The sequence below is a fragment of the Arthrobacter nitrophenolicus genome (assembly GCF_000332815.1).
Lineage (GTDB): Bacteria > Actinomycetota > Actinomycetes > Actinomycetales > Micrococcaceae > Arthrobacter > Arthrobacter nitrophenolicus.
On record NZ_AOFD01000010.1, the window covers coordinates 38,959 to 54,460 of the forward strand.

Annotated in this window: 13 protein-coding genes and 3 pseudogenes; 4 read left to right on the forward strand and 12 right to left on the reverse strand. The window is 65.7% G+C overall.

The genetic code is table 11. The features are described from left to right. Window positions 1–3 precede the first annotated feature (3 nt). Window positions 4–1,386 (reverse strand): replicative DNA helicase, encoded by a 1,383-nt coding sequence (gene dnaB / locus G205_RS05335; protein ID WP_009357077.1) that lies wholly within the window; start codon window positions 1,384–1,386, stop codon window positions 4–6. Window positions 1,387–2,048: 662 nt separating this feature from the next. Between dnaB and G205_RS05340 the strand changes: the two genes are divergently transcribed. Both G205_RS05340 and G205_RS05345 read left to right on the forward strand, forming a co-directional pair. After that, window positions 2,049–2,333: a hypothetical protein gene (locus G205_RS05340; RefSeq protein WP_009357078.1), complete on the forward strand. Its 285-nt coding sequence runs from the start codon at window positions 2,049–2,051 to the stop codon at window positions 2,331–2,333. Between the two features lie 13 nt (window positions 2,334–2,346). Further along, window positions 2,347–2,916 (forward strand): hypothetical protein, encoded by a 570-nt coding sequence (locus G205_RS05345; RefSeq protein WP_009357079.1) that lies wholly within the window; start codon window positions 2,347–2,349, stop codon window positions 2,914–2,916. Between the two features lie 9 nt (window positions 2,917–2,925). On the opposite strand, the gene G205_RS05350 is transcribed toward G205_RS05345, so the two are convergent. From G205_RS05350 to G205_RS05360, 3 genes are all read right to left on the reverse strand, one after another. Next, complete coding sequence (locus G205_RS05350; RefSeq protein ID WP_035752142.1) at window positions 2,926–3,261, reverse strand: TFIIB-type zinc ribbon-containing protein; 336 nt, start codon at window positions 3,259–3,261, stop codon at window positions 2,926–2,928. 47 nt (window positions 3,262–3,308) lie between these two features. Then, window positions 3,309–3,935 carry an FMN reductase gene (locus G205_RS05355; RefSeq protein WP_009357081.1) on the reverse strand — a complete coding sequence of 209 codons (627 nt, stop codon included), beginning with the start codon at window positions 3,933–3,935 and terminating at the stop codon, window positions 3,309–3,311. Window positions 3,936–4,038: 103 nt separating this feature from the next. Beyond that, the gene (locus G205_RS05360; protein WP_009357082.1) at window positions 4,039–4,890 is read right to left on the reverse strand and encodes a PhzF family phenazine biosynthesis protein; all 852 of its coding nucleotides are present in this window, start codon (window positions 4,888–4,890) and stop codon (window positions 4,039–4,041) included. A gap of 57 nt (window positions 4,891–4,947) precedes the next feature. Here G205_RS05360 and G205_RS05365 point away from each other — a divergent pair. Further along, window positions 4,948–5,369: pseudogene (locus G205_RS05365) on the forward strand (DUF1801 domain-containing protein). Window positions 5,370–5,435: 66 nt separating this feature from the next. On the opposite strand, the gene rplI reads toward G205_RS05365, so the two are convergent. The 5 genes and pseudogenes from rplI to G205_RS05390 form a co-directional block, all read right to left on the reverse strand. Further along, on the reverse strand, window positions 5,436–5,888 hold the full coding sequence (gene rplI / locus G205_RS05370; protein ID WP_009357083.1) for a 50S ribosomal protein L9: 453 nt from the start codon (window positions 5,886–5,888) through the stop codon (window positions 5,436–5,438). Between the two features lie 17 nt (window positions 5,889–5,905). Next, window positions 5,906–6,145, reverse strand: a complete 240-nt coding sequence (gene rpsR, locus G205_RS05375; protein ID WP_003800144.1) for a 30S ribosomal protein S18 — start codon at window positions 6,143–6,145, stop codon at window positions 5,906–5,908. A 125-nt stretch (window positions 6,146–6,270) separates the two neighbouring features. Continuing rightward, entirely contained in the window at window positions 6,271–6,843 is a 573-nt protein-coding gene (locus tag G205_RS05380; protein ID WP_009357084.1) for a single-stranded DNA-binding protein, read from the reverse strand. Between the two features lie 73 nt (window positions 6,844–6,916). Further along, the gene (rpsF, locus tag G205_RS05385; protein WP_009357085.1) at window positions 6,917–7,222 is read right to left on the reverse strand and encodes a 30S ribosomal protein S6; all 306 of its coding nucleotides are present in this window, start codon (window positions 7,220–7,222) and stop codon (window positions 6,917–6,919) included. Window positions 7,223–7,612: 390 nt separating this feature from the next. After that, window positions 7,613–8,920 (reverse strand): annotated as a pseudogene (locus G205_RS05390) (amino acid permease); the annotation flags it as partial. A 475-nt stretch (window positions 8,921–9,395) separates the two neighbouring features. On the opposite strand from G205_RS05390, the gene G205_RS05395 reads away from it, so the two are divergent. Beyond that, window positions 9,396–12,089 carry a helix-turn-helix transcriptional regulator gene (locus tag G205_RS05395; RefSeq protein ID WP_009357086.1) on the forward strand — a complete coding sequence of 898 codons (2,694 nt, stop codon included), beginning with the start codon at window positions 9,396–9,398 and terminating at the stop codon, window positions 12,087–12,089. Between the two features lie 22 nt (window positions 12,090–12,111). On the opposite strand, the pseudogene G205_RS05400 reads toward G205_RS05395, so the two are convergent. The 3 genes and pseudogenes from G205_RS05400 to G205_RS05410 all read right to left on the reverse strand — a co-directional run bounded on the left by G205_RS05400 (window position 12,112) and on the right by G205_RS05410 (window position 15,501). After that, window positions 12,112–13,415: pseudogene (locus G205_RS05400) on the reverse strand (M18 family aminopeptidase). A gap of 51 nt (window positions 13,416–13,466) precedes the next feature. Next, window positions 13,467–14,159, reverse strand: a complete 693-nt coding sequence (locus G205_RS05405) for a response regulator (RefSeq protein WP_009357087.1) — start codon at window positions 14,157–14,159, stop codon at window positions 13,467–13,469. Continuing rightward, window positions 14,119–15,501, reverse strand: a complete 1,383-nt coding sequence (locus G205_RS05410) for a sensor histidine kinase (RefSeq protein WP_009357088.1) — start codon at window positions 15,499–15,501, stop codon at window positions 14,119–14,121. The genes G205_RS05405 and G205_RS05410 overlap by 41 nt, the downstream gene beginning before the upstream one ends. Between the last annotated feature and the right edge of the window lies 1 nt (window position 15,502).

The window sequence follows — 15,502 nt, forward strand, 5'->3', positions numbered from 1 at the left end:
CAGCTAGAAGCCGCCGCCGCCGGCGTCGGCCGCCATGTTCGCGAACCGCGAGTAGTGGCCCTGGAAGGCGACCACAATGTCCTTCGTGGGGCCGTTACGGTGCTTGGCCACCAGGATGTCCGCTTCGCCGGCGCGCGGTGATTCCTTGTCGTAGACGTCCTCACGGTGGAGCAGGATCACCATGTCGGCGTCCTGCTCAATGGACCCTGACTCTCGAAGATCCGAAACCATGGGGCGCTTGTCCTGCCGCTGTTCAGACCCACGGTTGAGCTGGGACAGGGCAATGACGGGCACTTCGAGTTCCTTGGCGAGCAGCTTGAGCGCACGGGAGAATTCGGACACTTCCTGCTGGCGGGACTCCACTTTCTTGCCGGAGCTCATGAGCTGCAGGTAGTCCAGGATGACGAGCTTGAGATTGTGCTGCTGCTTGAGGCGCCGGCACTTTGCCCGGATTTCCATCAGGGACATGTTGGGGCTGTCGTCGATGAAGAGCGGAGCGTCGTTCATCCGGCCCATCGTGGTGGCGATCTTGGACCATTGCTCGTCCTTGATGGTTCCCTTGCGGAGGTCCTGCAGGCCGATGGTGGCTTCGGCCGAGAGGAGACGCATGGCGATCTCGTTGCGGCCCATTTCGAGAGAGAACATGACGGTTGCCAGATTGTTCTTGATCGCCGCGGAACGGGCGAAGTCCAGGGCGAAGGTGGACTTACCGACGGCGGGGCGGGCAGCGATCACGATCATCTGGCCCGGGTGGAGGCCGTGGGTGAGTTCGTCAAGCTCGTAGAAGCCCGTGGGGACACCGGTCATGCCCTCACCGCGGTGGCCGGACGCCTCAATCTCGTCCACGGTGGACTCCATGACGTCCTTGAGCACCACATAGTCCTCGGCGGTCCGGCGCTCGGCCACCGCGTAGACCTCGGCCTGCGCCTGGTTGACCAGCTCCTCCACCTCGCCGTCGGAGCCATAGCCCAGCTGGACGATCTTGGTGCCGGCATTCACGAGGCGCCGCAGGACGGCGCGTTCGGCCACGATCTCGGCGTAGTACCCGGCATTGGCCGCCGTGGGAACGGTCTGGATCAGTTCATGGAGGTAGGCCGGGCCGCCGATCCTGTTGATCTCGCCACGTTTTGTCAGCTCGTCCGAGACGGTCACTGCGTCCGCGGGCTCACCCCGGCCGTAGAGGTCAATGATGGCTTCGTAGATGGTTTCGTGGGCCGGACGGTAGAAGTCCTGGCCCCGGAGGATCTCAACCACGTCGGCAATGGCATCCTTGGACAGCATCATGCCGCCAAGAACCGACTGCTCGGCGGCGATGTCCTGGGGAGGCTTTCGGCTTGAGTCTGATCCGCGGGTAGTTTCCACCGGGTCCAGTTGCGCGATTGACAAAGCTGCCGTCCTCCATTTGTACCGGGACATGGATTGCCCGGTGGTTACTGTCCTGTCTGAGGCTCACCCGGAAAAGTCCGTGCCCAGCCACCTGTCCAGTTCTACCGGCGGGGTCCGACAATGCTGCCGCCACCCCGAAAGCACATGATCCGGGAGTTATCCCCACTGTCCACAGGTTTTCCACAGAGGCCTCTCCTGAGGACAGTCATGGGCCGCGGCGTGGAGTGTGAACACCCGGCTGCCGGAGCCATTTCCTGCCCTCACAACAGGTACTCCGCTACGCTAGCCCCCCGAGCCCCGGCCGCAAAGCCGGAAGGCCTGGGCGGCTGTGGATAACCTGTGCACTAAGCGGCATAGCTTGTGCACAGCCTGTGTGAAAGCCTGTGGAAAGAAAAAAACTTTTGCCTGCTATCGGGCTCTGACCTGCGGAAACAGCACATTAAGACTGTGGAGTAAATATTTCTTCTGTGGAATTTCATCCACAGGGTCTTTCCCTTCCGCTGGGCCAGGGGGTGGCTAAACGGCTCAAGTGACCCATGCCATGGGCAGGGAGTGGGACTTCTCATATTCCCCCTGCAGCGACTGCGACGAATGCCAGCCACGCTGTATGCGCACGCGTGAATATTGCTGTGGATAACGTGGATCTGGCATAAGCTCTAAGTATGGGCGAACTGCTGCTGGTGCTTCTGCCGGCAATTGTCCTGGTGGCGCTCATCTGGGGTCTCTTCACGGCTCTGAGCCCGCGGGACTCCGGCATCTCCGACGCGGAAAAATACCAGCGCGACCTTGCCGAACGCTCAGCCCGGCATTACGCAGCCCAGGTTGAAGCGGCAACCGCCGCCCGCGCCCGGCTGGAGGCGAAGACGCGCCCCAGCCAAAACGCGCAGCAGCATATCCAGCAGCAGGACGCAGGCAAACAGATCTGGCACCGGCCAGGAAACATATAGAAGGCTAAGAACAATGGAATCGCTTGTGGTCCCGGTCCTCATCCTCCTGGCCGTCGTGGCAGGAGTGATGCTTGCCATGCGCGCCTTGGGTAAGCGCAAGGCAGCACATCCGGCCGCGACTCCGCAGCCCGCGGCGACCTCAGCCGAGCTGGCCCGAGCAGCGGCAGCCAAGCTCTCGGAGGACGAGCACCGCCGGCTCTATGCCCTGATCGCGCAGGGGCAGGCCATGGCAGCCATCAAGCTTTACTACGAGGCCACCGGCGACGGTTTGCGCGCCTCCCGGGATGCGGTGGGTGCACTGGCCGCCCACCCGCAGCCCTACCGGAGCACGGAAGCAGCCGGCCCGGAGCCCGACGAGGACGACGACGAGCCGCAGCGGTTCCCCTACCGCTACCGCGCCATTGCGAGCAAGGGCGACGTCACCCGCGAGGTCAGCAGCAACATGCTTAACGACGAGATCTACGGCAGGATCCGCACCCTGGCACGGAATGGTGACAGGGAGGCGGCCGCGATGGCATTGACCCGCCACTCGGACATCTCCATGAAGCAGGCCCGGGAATTCATCGAGCTGCTGGACGATTAAGGCCCCGGCCTAGAAATCGAACAGCTCCCCCAGCCAGCCTTCCTTCTTCTTGTGCCGGCGGTCGTAATCCCGGTCATAGCCCTGCTTGCCGTACTTCCGGTCATCGTAGCGCGGTTGCTCACGCCCCGGCTGGAAGTTGGGATAGAGCGGGGGCGGCGTAGGACCTGACGCGGAGGGTGCAGGCCGGGCAGGCGCCGTGCCTGGCATCAGCTCCGCGGCCCGGTCCAGGATCTTGTCCAGCTCGCCTCGGTCCAGCCAGACCCCGCGGCACTGCGGACAGTAGTCAATTTCCACCCCGCTGCGCTCGGTCATCAACAGGTCCACGGCATCCACAGGGCATTTCATATCCCGCACAACGACCGGCTGTCCCCGAAAGTTCGCTCCGGTCCGCGTCAGCGGTTCCCGGAGATGCCAGCCAGCAGCTGCTCGAAGGGGAGCGACTGCATCGGGGCAGGCTTGCGGCCGGGCTGGGTGCCGGTCAGCAGCCCGGCGAACTCGCCGGCAGCGCGGTCAATCCGGCCCGCGAGCGAGGAACCGCCGTCGTCCACCGTTCCCCAGTCCTGCGGCCCGGCAAAGACGCCTGTGGCGGTGATCCGCGTGCGCAGGTAGCTGAACAGGGGACGCATGGCGTGGTCCAGGACCATTTGGTGGCGGTCCGTACCGCCCGTGGCACCCAGCAGCACTGCCTTGCCGTCCAGCGACTTGGGGTCCAGAACGTCGATGAATGACTTGAACAGGCCGCTGTAGGACGCGCTGAATACGGGGGTTACGGCGATCAGCCCGTCGGACGCCTCCACGCCGGCAATGACTTCCGCCAGCCGGGGAGCGGCGTAACCGGTCACGAAGTTGTTGGCAATGTCCACCGCGAGGTCGCGGAGCTCCACGACGTCCACCGTCACGTCGTAACCGGCGGACGAGAGCTGCCGCTCCGCGGACGCCGCCAGCTGGTCAGCCAGCAGGCGGCTCGACGACGGGACACCGAGTCCAGCGGAAAGAACTGTGATGCGGCGGGTTTCCATGGCATATCTCCTGTTGATCGTTCATTCACCATACATGCATTTGCATCTACATGGTGAACGGCCGGCCTCCCGTGGGTATTCCCGTTGCCAGGTGCGCCCGAAGCTACAGGAGTACCTCGCCGCGGATGCAGGTGCTGGAGTGCCCGCCGATCCACGTTTCGCCGCCCCCGGCTTTGACGTGGATGCGTCCGGCACGGCCGAGGACTGTCCCCTGTGCGGCCACGTATTCCTGCGGGGCCCTGCCGCTTGCCATCAACCATTGCGCTGCACCCGCATTGAAGCTGCCGGTAACGGGATCCTCCACCATGGCATCCCCGGGAATGAAGGTGCGCACCTCAAAGTCGGCATCCGCACCCGGCCCGTGCGGGGCCACAACACCCACTTTCAAATCCCCCATGAGCGCCAGATCGGGCTCCAGCGCAAGCACCTGCCCTGCAGAGGCAAGCAGCACGCCGATCCATTCCGGCCCGTTTACCAGCCAGGAAGCGTCAAGGATGTCCTCCGGCGCCAGGCGGAGTGCCGCCGCCAACTGCCCCCTGGTGGGTCCATCCACCGGCCCGAAGCGTGTCAGCGGCGGAGCAGCGAAGGCCAGCCGGCCGCCGTCGTGCTTTATGTGGACCAGACCCGCCCCGCACTCCTGCACCACGCTGCCGGGCGTCTTTGGAACTCCACCGGCCTCCAGCCAGGCGTGGGCCGAGCCCAGCGTGGGATGCCCGGCAAACGGAAACTCCTCGCTGCCGGTGAAGATCCGGACCCGGTAGTCGGCGCGGGGATCGGTGGGGGGCAGCAGGAACGTGGTTTCGGACAAATTGGTCCAGTTGGCGAAGTGCTGCATCTGGCCTCCGGTGAGGCCTTCGGCATCAAGGACAACGGCAAGCGGGTTGCCCCGGTACGCCCGTTCCGAAAAGACGTCAACCTGGTGGAACGGGCGCGGCCGGATGGGTTCGATAGTCACCGCTGCATGCTAGCAGCAGTGCTGGCAGGACACAGGCGCGTCTGCGAGACTACGTCCATGGCAGAGAACAAGACGATGCCCACCGGCGTCCCGGTGGAGGAGTTCCTTGCGTCAGTGGAGCATCCCGGCCGGCGGAATGATGGCTACGAGTTGCTGGCCCTCATGCGGGAGGCCACCGGGCAGGAGCCGTGATGTGGGGACCCAGCATCGTGGGCTTCGGCAGGTACCACTACCGGTACGGCAGCGGCCGGGAGGGTGACTCCGCCGCCGTCGGTTTCTCGCCCCGCAAAGCCAGCCTCGCGCTGTACGGCCTGACGTACGGCCCGGAAGCCAAGGCACTGCTGGAGACATTGGGCAAGCACAAGGTGGGCGCTGCCTGCCTGTATATCAACAGGCTGGACGACGTGGGCAGGGACGTTCTCACCCGGCTGGTCCGCAGCGGGTACCGGCACGTCATGGCAGAACTGCACAGCCCCTGAAACCCAATTGAAAGACCCCCGCTGCCGGAATCCGGCAACGGGGGTCTTTCCAGGTGCAGTCAGGGACTACTTGCCTGCTACTACGTCGAGTTCGATCACAGCAGCAACGTCGTCGTGCAGACGGACGTTGGCCTGGTAGGAACCGACCGACTTGATGTGGACGGGCAGTTCAACCTTGCGCTTGTCGATGCTGCCCAGGCCTGCGGCCTCAACAGCGTTGGCGACGTCGGCCTGCTTGACCGTGCCGAACAGGCGTCCGGTTTCGCCGGCCTTGACGACGAGCTGAACCGGCTTGGACTGCAGTGCAGCGGCCTGCTTCTGAGCGTCTTCCAGGGAAGCGTGCTCGCGGGCGGCGCGGGCAGCCTTGATGGACTCAACCTGCTTCTCGCCACCCTTCGACCAGGTCAGGGCGAAGTTGCGGGGCAGCAGGTAGTTACGTGCGTAACCGTCCTTGACCTCGACAACGTCGCCAGCAGCACCGAGACCGGTTACTTCGTGGGTCAGAATGAGCTTTGCCATGTTAGTTAATCCCTTCCTTAGCCGCGGCCAGCGCCGGAGTAAGGCAGCAGAGCAACTTCGCGGGCGTTCTTGATTGCCTGTGCGATCTTGCGCTGTTCCTGGACCGTGACGCCGGTGACGCGACGGGCGCGGATCTTTCCGCGGTCGGAGATGAACTTGCGCAGCAATGCTACGTCCTTGTAGTCGATGACAGTGATGTCAGCGGCCTTCAAGGGGTTGGACTTTGGTTTGGGCTTACGGAGTTCAGCCTTAGCCATCGTGGAGCTCCTATTCTAGGGAGCCCGTGGATGTTGATCCACGGGATGGTGGTGGTCCGGCGGCGGCATCCGCACAGGTGCCGAAGGCACTTTCTGCGGTCCCGGCGTCGGGCCTTTATTGGTTGTTAGAAGGGAGGTTCGGAATCGGGGCCGTTGCCCCAGCCGCCCGCGTTGGAGACGCCGGGCGTGGCCCAGGGGTCATCCTGCGCAGCCTGCTGGTTGCCGCCGCCCCAGCCTCCACCGGAGTTGCCGCCCTGGCTTCCGCCAGAGTTGCCGCCTCCGAAGCCACCGCCGCTGTTGCCGCCACCAAAGCCGCCGCCCTGACCGCCGGAGCGCTGGGTGCGGTTGACCTTGGCATTGGCGTAGCGCAGGCTGGGGCCGATTTCGTCGACCTCGAGCTCGATAACGGTGCGCTTTTCGCCTTCTTTGGTTTCGTAGGAACGGCTCTTCAGACGGCCGGTAACGATGACGCGCATGCCCTTGGTAAGGGACTCGGCCACGTTTTCGGCTGCTTCACGCCAGACGGCGGCGCGGAGGAACAGGGTTTCCCCGTCCTTCCACTCGTTGGACTGGCGATCAAAGGTGCGCGGGGTGGAAGCGATGGTGAAGTTCGCTACTGCCGAACCGGACGGTGTGAACCGCAATTCCGGGTCATTGGTGAGATTACCGATGACCGTAATGGTGGTCTCGCCTGCCATCTACTGCCTCCTTGTTCGATCCTGGGTGAAGAGTTCGTTTCCTGCGGGGTAAAGAATGAAGATCGGTGCTGAATTACTCAGCAATAACCTTCTGCTCTTCGGGGCGGGTGATCTTGGTGCGCATGATGGTCTCGTTAAGAGACAGCTGGCGGTCAAGTTCCTTGGCGGTTTCCGGCTTGGCGGTGAAGTTCACCACGGCGTAGATACCTTCGGACTTCTTCTTGATGTCGTAAGCCAGACGGCGACGGCCCCAGATGTCAACCTTTTCGATGGTTCCACCATCGTTGGTGATGACGTTCAGGAACTTCTGAAGCGACGGCTCAACGGTACGCTCTTCGACCTCGGGGTCGATGATTACCATCAATTCGTAAGGACGCATATGTGAACCCACCTCCTTTGGGCTAAGCGGTTACGGCATTTCCGTAACAGGAGGTTCATTTGCGATGCAGTGCCGTGGCCAGCCACCGGAACGGGGCGGGACGCAGCACAGACTTCACTATCTTAGTGCATTTGGAACGGATAGGCGATTCGCGCTTGACTTCGAGCCTAGCCCCCGTGCGCCACCCGGCGCAGGACGGATGCCCCTATGTGGAAAACCGCCCGCCCGGGAGCCGAGGCGGCTTCCGGGCGGGCGGTCCGTTGGACAGTCGGGGCGGGAATTACGACGCCGGGCCTGCCGTGGCAGGGACTTCGCGGGCTTCGTCGCCGTCCCCGGCCTGGGCGGAGGCCGGGCCGGACCTGCGGTAGCGCCACACGCCCACGGCCACTACAACGGCTGCCAGTGCCACGGACAACAGCAGGGACTCGCGGGTGGATTCCAGGATGACCATGCCCACCACCAGGGCCACGATGCTGGCGATGGCCAGCCAGGTCAGGTACGGGAACAGCCACATCTTCAGCGCCAGGTCCTTGCCGGCAGCGCCCATCCGCTTGCGGAGGATCAGCTGGGAGGATGCGATCACCAGCCACACGAACAGGGCAATGGCACCGGAGGTGTTGACCAGGAACAGGAAGACGGTGTCCGGGGCGATGTAGTTCAGGCCCACCGTCACGAACCCAACCACAGTGGAGGCCAGCACGGCGGAGGCGGGCACGCCACGGCGCGAGATCTTCGTCCAGGACGCGGGGGCGTCACCGCGCTTGGACAGCGAGAAGAGCATGCGGCTGGCGGTATAAAGGCCGGAGTTCAGGCAGGACAGCACTGACGTCAGGACCACAACGTCCATGATGGTGCCGGCGCCGGGAATGCCGAAGAGTTCGATCACGGCAACGTAGGGGCTCTTGGCCACGCTGGCGTCGTTCCAGGGCAGCAGGGTGACCACGATGGCGATCGAGCGATGTAGAAGACCAGGATGCGCCACACTGTGGACTTCACGGCCTTCTTGACCGCATCCACCGGGTTCTCGGATTCGCCGGCAGCGATGGTGGCAATCTCGGCGCCGAAGAAGGAGAAGACCACAACCAGGATGCCGGCCAGGACAGCACCTGCGCCGTTGGGCATGAACCCGCCGTTATCCACGAGGTTGCTCAGGCCGGGGGCGGGGACACCCGGGACCAGCCCAAGGATTGCCGCGGCACCGAAGAGCAGGAACAGCACGATCGCGGCGACCTTGATCGAGGCGAACCAGAACTCGAACTCGCCGTAGGACTTCACGGAGCCAAGGTTGGTCAGCGTCAGCAGGACCATCAGGATCAGCGCCCAGACCCACTGGTCGATACCGGGCACCCAGCGGTGCATGATGGCGGCACCGGCGGTGGCTTCGATGCCGAGCACGATGATCCAGAACCAGGCGTAGAGCCAGCCGATGCTGAACCCCGCCCAGCGGCCGAGCGCCTTGTCCGCATAGGTGGAAAAGGAACCGGTCTCGGGGTTGGCCGCAGCCATTTCACCGAGCATGCGCATCACCAGGACCACCACGATGCCGGCCGCCATGTAGGCAACCAGGATTCCGGGGCCGGCCTGCTGGATGGCGGCACCGGAACCAACGAAGAGGCCTGCGCCGATGACGCCGGCGATCGCGATCATGGAAAGGTGCCGCGGCTTGAGCGACTTGGCTAACTGCTGGTCAGCGGGCATGGTGCGCCGTCCTTTGGGTCATTGCGGAATGGATGGAAGCCGGACGCCGGTGTCAGGGGGCTGGCCGGTGCCGTTCAACGCTGCATCCAGTGTGGTGGGTCACAGGGTTTTTCCAACCCTAAGCGTGGCGCGGGAAGGGACGTCATGTGCAGCCGCACAGATGGCCGGAACCGGATTCAGATCTTCTCACAGGTGGGAGCAGCAGGAGTAATCAAAAGGTACTCCAGGGGAAACGTTGAAACGCAGCGGAAATCACACGGAGTCAATCTTGAGCCAATCCAGCGGATATCTGCATGGTGCCCCGTGACGGGGCGGCGCTATATTCACTTCTACGGCTGGGTACCGTGCTGGAGGCGTTGGGCCTGCAGCATGCCGGACCTCCGGTTGCGGCCCCGTAACCGGCAGTGCGGCGGTCACTGTTGGAACGGATTGAAGCGAAAAGAAAGCGGTCTCCTTTTTCAGGGATGGGGACCCCATGTGCTTAATTGGCCGCAACAAGGAATTGGACCGGATCCGTTCGGCAGTCCGGTGTCCCAAGGAGACCGCCCTCACCATCAGTGGCGGGCACGGCGCGGGCAAGTCTGCCCTGCTTGCAGAAATCCCCACCCTGTCCGACCACCGCACCGTCTTCCTTACCGCCAGCGCAGCAGAGTCGGACTGGCCGTTCTCCGGCCTTACGGTGCTCCTCAACAGCATGGATGACCCGGTACTCAACGCAATCGCGGATGACGTCCTGCATGATGGCACACGGGCGCCCAGCATTCCCACGGTGGGCACCATGCTGCTCAACGGTTTGCACCAGCGGTCCTCCGCCCGGACGGTCATCGTGCTTGATGACGCGGACCAGCTGGATGCCGGCAGCCAGGCGGTCATCGGATTCATCAGCCGCCGGCTTGCCGGAACGGACATAGCGCTGTTCATGAGCGTGCGCGAGGACGTACCGGAAGGCCCCCTCGGCGGGCCGGCCGTCCTCCACCTTGGTCCCTTGAGCTACAGCGACACGGTGCGGGTGCTGGAGGCAATACCCTCGCGCCACAGCACGACGGCGGCGGCCCACGCGGTTGCCGCGGCCAGCAAGGGAAACCCGCTGGCCGCCGTCGAGCTTTACCACCACCTCCTGGACCGCCAGGCGGAGGGAAAGTACGCCCTGCCTGTTCCGCTCCCCTGCAGTGCCAGCTTCGAAGCGGAAGCCGCCTCCGCCGTCGCCACGCTGACGGCTGGTGCACGCCGGGTCCTGGACTTGCTGGCCCTGTCCCGGCGCACTGAGGTCACCTCCTTGGAGGGTGTGGTCCCGGGGATGTGGTCCGGCGTGGATGAACTCCTTGCCGCCGGCCTGGTAACCCGGTCCGGGCCGCACCTGGGAATCCCGGACCAGTTGCTGCGGGGTTACCTGTTCTCGGCCATGACGCCCGCCGTGCGCGCGGCAGGCCACCATGCCCTCGCACAGGCGTCCGGAACGGCGGATCCCCACGTCCGCCGCTGGCACCTGAGCTTCACCGCGATGGAACGGCAAACTCCCTTCGGCCTCCTTCGCAGCGCCGTGGACCTCATCCAGGATGGGGATGTCCCCTTTGCCGTCGAGTGCATCGAACGGGCCCTCACCATCAATCCCTGGGAAGCGGAAACCGCTGCCCGCCTCACCACCGTTGCCGGGCTCATGTTCAACCGGGGCGAATTCGTGTACGCCAGGCGCTGCCTGGAGTGGGCGCAGCGGGTGACGCGGAACCCTGCCCTGGTGCTGCGGCTGACAGGCCTGGCGTTTGAAATCGAGTTCATCCAGGGCGGCTTTGTCCGGCCAAGCATGGTGCTGCGCCTGGTGAAGGAATTCGGCGTCCACGACCCGTGGTATGCGGCTAACCTGCTGGCGCTGGCTGCGCTCTACTTCGCCGAACGGTGGGAGCTCGATGATGCCGCCGTGCTGCTGGAACAGGCCACCGGGTTCCGGGAATCCGCGACTGCTGAGTGCCTCGCAATCATCGAGCGGGCCAGGATGCTCGTCGCCTCCGCCAGCGGGGATACGGGCACCATCAGCCGGAAGCATGAGCCGGCGGGAAGCGTCAGGATGCTCAGCCTGCTGGCGCAGGGGCGGGCCCTCAGTTACGCGGAACGCTACGAACACGCCCGGGAGGCGTTCGCCCTGGTGCGGAGCTCCAGCGACGCCGGCAGCATCAACTGGCGCGAAACCGCAATGTACCTGGCAGCGGACAACGAAATCCGGGCCGGAAACGTCCGGGCCGCCGTCATGCTCATCGACGACCTGGAACGCCACGAGCCGGAGAACAAGTACCACCGCGGAATGCGGCACGTCTTCCGGGTCTGGCGGGCCCATGCCCTGGGCGACGAGGCAGGGGCACAGGCAGCCGCTTCGGAGGCACTCCGCCATGCAGGCTGCGAAAGCCATCCGGCCATCACTGCCCAGCTGGCCGCGTGGCAGGGGCACTTTGCGCTGCTCCGGGGTGACCTGGCCGAGTCCTTCGCGCAGCTGTCCCGGGCGGCCGAGATCGGAAAGGCTTTCGGCAACCCCGCCCTGCTGCGGTGCGAGGCGGACCTGGTGGAGGTCCTCATCCGGCTTGGCCGCCACCGGGAGGCAACGCAGGCATTGGTCCGCCTGGAAAGCCGCTCCGTGGGACTGCGGTCGCCTTGGCTCATCATGGCGGTGGCGCGGAGCCGTGCCATGCTGGCCGACGGCGAGCAGTCGTTGCAGTTGTTCAGCCAGGCGCTGGAGGGCAGGGGCGGGCATGATTCAGTGCTGGAACGGGCACGGACGCTGCTGTGCTACGCGGACCGGCTGAACGCCTTTGGCCGCGTCCGGGCCGCACGCGACGCCCTGGCCCATGCCAAGGTGATGTTCGAGGAGAAAGGGGCTGTGGCCTGGAGCCAGCACGTAGACGCGTTCCTTTTCCACGAGCTTCTGGAGCCCCCACGGCAGCAGGACAATCCTGCCATGCTCATGCTTGCGGACCATGAGCGGGCTTTGGCCAAGATGGTGGCACGGGGGATGCGCAACAAGGACATCGCTGCCACGCTCTATGTGTCGGTGCGGACCGTGGAGGTGCGGCTGACCTCCATCTATCGGAAACTCGGGGTGGAGTCGCGGGCGCAACTGACTGCCCTTGCCGCCGCCAGGGACGACGGCGCCGCAGCACCGTATGTGCTGCCGGTCCTGTAGCGGACTCCCCGGAAAGAAAAAGCTAGGCGGCAGTCCGGAAGAACAGCTCCGTGACGGTGGCCAGCCGGTGCGGGTCCTGCACGCCGCACAGCTCGCGGGCCGAATGCATGGAGAGCAGCGGCACCCCCACGTCCACAGTGCGGATGCCCAGCCGGGTGGCCGTCAGCGGACCGATGGTTGAACCGCACGGAATGGCATTGTTGGATACGAACTCCTGGTACGGCACCCCGGATTCGGAACACAGCCGGGCCCAGAAGGCGGCACCAAAAGCATCGGTGGCATACCGCTGGTTCGCATTGATCTTCAACAGCGGGCCGCCATTGAGCACCGGCAGGTTGGCCGGGTCGTGCCGCTCGGGGTAATTCGGGTGGACGGCGTGGCCGGCATCGGCCGACAGGCAGAACGACGACGCCATCGCCTGCCGCCGCTGGCTCACCGAGGCACCGAGCTGTCGGAGACGCGCACCAGGACGTCCTCAAGGATGGGCCCGCACGCACCGGAGCGTGAGTTGGAGCCGATCTCTTCATGGTCGAACGCTGCAAGGACGGCGACCGGCGCCCCCGGAGCGGCCCCGCCGGAGGCGTGGGCGACCAGCGCGGCAAGCCCCGCGTGCGTGGACGAAAGGTTGTCCAGCCGCCCGGACGCCAAGAACTCCCCCTTGCCCCCGAAAACCGCGGGGGCCTGCGTGTCCGCAATGACGACGTCGTACCCGCCGATCCGTGCCGGGTCCGGGGCCTTCCCGGGCACGGACGACGCCAAAACGGCCAGCAGGTCGAAGTCCGCCGGATTCCCCAGCCCCCACACCGGGTTCATGTGCCGCTGTTTGTCCAGGGTCAGCCCCTCGTTGACGGCGCGGTCCAGGTGAATCGCCAGCTGCGGGAACCGGAGCAGGGGACCGGTGGCGGTCAGGTGCTCGGTGCCGTCCAGCATCACCAGCCGCCCCGCCAGCTGCAGCTCCCGGTCCAGCCAGGAGTTAAGGAGGGGACCGCCGTACACCTCCACGCCGGCCTGGAGCCAGCCGTGGGAGCCGGTGGTGGGCTTGGGCTTGAGCTTGAAGGACGGCGAATCGGTGTGCGCGCCGAGGATATTGAAACCGGTGGTGGGTCCCGCACCCTCCGGCACCACCCAGGCGATCAGGGCACCGTCCCGGATGATGAAGAACCGTCCCGGCCCGCCCTCCCACGGCTCCTGTTCATCCAGGCGCGTGAATCCGGCATCCTCCAGCCGCCGGCCCGCCTCATGCGCTGCGTGGAAGCTCGACGGCGATGCGCTGACGTAGGCGCCAAGGTCCTGGATGTGCTCGGTGGCGGAGGATTCGAAAGGCATGGTTCCGAGTCTAGGGGGTGACGTTGAGCCCCGTCGTGTACCTTCCCTGGATCAGTAGTCCGGGTTGCTGGGGACCACCAGGCCCGTCTCATACGCATAGACGACGGCCTGGACCCGGTCCCGGAGGTGGAGCTTGGTGAGGATCCGCCGCACATGCGTCTTCACGGTGGCCTCGGAGAGGAAATACCGGTGGGCGATCTCCGCATTGGAGAGGCCCTCGGCCATCGCCCCGAGCATCTCCGTTTCCCGCGGCGTCAGCTCAGCCAGCAGGGGATCGGGCGCGGGGGCAGCGGGCACCGGCCGGCCGGCACCCCGCACATACGTTTCCAGCAGCCGCTGCGTCACACGGGGAGCCACTACGGCGTCGCCGCTGGCCACTACCCGGACCGCGTGGATCAGGTCCTGCGGGGCCGCGTCCTTGAGCAGGAATGCGGACGCGCCCGCCTGCAGGCCCGCGAAGGCGTACTCGTCCACGTCGAACGTGGTGAGGATGATGACCCGGGCGCTGGAACCGGCAGCGGTGATCGCCCGGGTGGCCTCGATGCCGTCCAGGACGGGCATCCGCACGTCCATCAGCACCACGTCGGGCTGGAGCTCTTTGGCCAGCTTCACGGCTTCCGCGCCATCGGACGCCTCACCTGCGATCCGGAGGTCCTCCTCGCCCTCCAGGATCAGGCGGAACCCCATCCGCAGCAGGGGCTGGTCATCCACCAGCAGGACGGTGATGGGCGCATTGTCTGTCATGCCTTGCCTTGCAGTTCGTACGGATGGGTTGGTGTTTCGGTGCTGCCGTCCCCCGGCCAGGAGAGGACGGCGAGGACCCGCCAGCCGCGCCCGGTCCGGCCGGCCTCCACCGTGCCGGCGTAGATGCGGGCGCGTTCCGCCATCCCCGCCAGGCCCTGGCCGGTGCCGTAGGAGCCGCCGTGCGGGCCGCCCCCGTCGTCGGGCGCTGCCCCGGAACTCCCGCGCCGTCGTCGAGCACCTCGATGGTGACCATCCCGCCGGACACGGTGATGCTGACGTCCACCCGGGCCAGGGACCGTCCGTAGCGGAGCACATTCGTGAGCGATTCCTGCACGATCCGGTACACGGTGAGCTGGAAGGCGGCGTCATCGGGCAACGCGGGGCCGCTGTGTAAATAGTGCAGCGGCAGGCCGGCCGTCCGGAAGCCCTCCAGCAGCTTGGCCAGGCTGTCGCCGGCGGCCAGCGGCAGGCGGGGTGCAGCCGCACCGGCATCATCGCGGAGGACGCCCAGGACACGCCGCATGTCCGCAAGGGCTGTCCGGCCCGTGCGGGACAGTTCCCCCAGCACCTCACCGGCCCGCTCGGGGCTTTTCCGGACCACGACGGCGGCACCGTCGGACAGGCTGACCATGACGGTCAGGGAGTGGGCGACGACGTCGTGCATTTCGCGGGCGATCCGGTTGCGTTCGTTCACGGAGGCAAGCTGCGCCGTACGGGCCGCCCACGCCGCCACCTCCTGTTCGTGTTCCCGCCGCTGCTTGACGCCGATGCCGATGCCGGTAGCAATGACGTTCGACAGCGCAATGGTGGCTCCGGTGGCAATGCTGGTCAGGAGGTGGAAATCCCCCGGATTGACCCCGTGGTCCTGGACAAACGAGTTCTCCATGGGTCCGACGGCGGCCAGCAGGTACAGGAGGGCAAGCGGTGCCGTGGCCACCGCCATGGTGATCAGCGCGAAGCGGCGCGTGTGCACCACCGCCACGGCATAGAGCGAAAACCACAACCCGGCGGACGCATTGGAACCCCACGGGTGCAGCAGGGTGACCGCAACCTCCACCACCGCCACGAACGCCACCAGCCCCACCGGATGGGAGCGCCGCAGGAACATGGCGCCCGCCACCGCCACCAGCAGGGCTGCCGCGAGCCACGTGCCGGAGAGGACGGCATCAACCACCGTGGGCGCCACCAGCAGTGCATAGCTGGAAGCCACCAGCGCATCCATGATCCGCGGGTGCTGGTAGAGGTAGCGCCGGATGAGCCCGCGCCGCCGGGCCGTGAGCTCTGCGAAGGACGCGTCAGCCTGTCCGGCTGCCGCGTCCTTCCCCGGTCCTTCCTGGTTCATT

Coding starts and splice junctions, on each gene's coding strand:
- G205_RS05340 (WP_009357078.1), top strand. CDS start 2,049: ATGGGCGAACTGCTGCTGGTGCTTCTGCCGGCAATTGTCCTGGTGGCG.
- G205_RS05380 (WP_009357084.1), bottom strand. CDS start 6,843: ATGGCAGGCGAGACCACCATTACGGTCATCGGTAATCTCACCAATGAC.
- G205_RS05410 (WP_009357088.1), bottom strand. CDS start 15,501: ATGAACCAGGAAGGACCGGGGAAGGACGCGGCAGCCGGACAGGCTGAC.
- G205_RS05345 (WP_009357079.1), top strand. CDS start 2,347: ATGGAATCGCTTGTGGTCCCGGTCCTCATCCTCCTGGCCGTCGTGGCA.
- G205_RS05350 (WP_035752142.1), bottom strand. CDS start 3,261: ATGAAATGCCCTGTGGATGCCGTGGACCTGTTGATGACCGAGCGCAGC.
- rpsF (WP_009357085.1), bottom strand. CDS start 7,222: ATGCGTCCTTACGAATTGATGGTAATCATCGACCCCGAGGTCGAAGAG.
- G205_RS05355 (WP_009357081.1), bottom strand. CDS start 3,935: ATGGAAACCCGCCGCATCACAGTTCTTTCCGCTGGACTCGGTGTCCCG.
- G205_RS05395 (WP_009357086.1), top strand. CDS start 9,396: ATGTGCTTAATTGGCCGCAACAAGGAATTGGACCGGATCCGTTCGGCA.
- rpsR (WP_003800144.1), bottom strand. CDS start 6,145: ATGGCTAAGGCTGAACTCCGTAAGCCCAAACCAAAGTCCAACCCCTTG.
- rplI (WP_009357083.1), bottom strand. CDS start 5,888: ATGGCAAAGCTCATTCTGACCCACGAAGTAACCGGTCTCGGTGCTGCT.
- G205_RS05405 (WP_009357087.1), bottom strand. CDS start 14,159: ATGACAGACAATGCGCCCATCACCGTCCTGCTGGTGGATGACCAGCCC.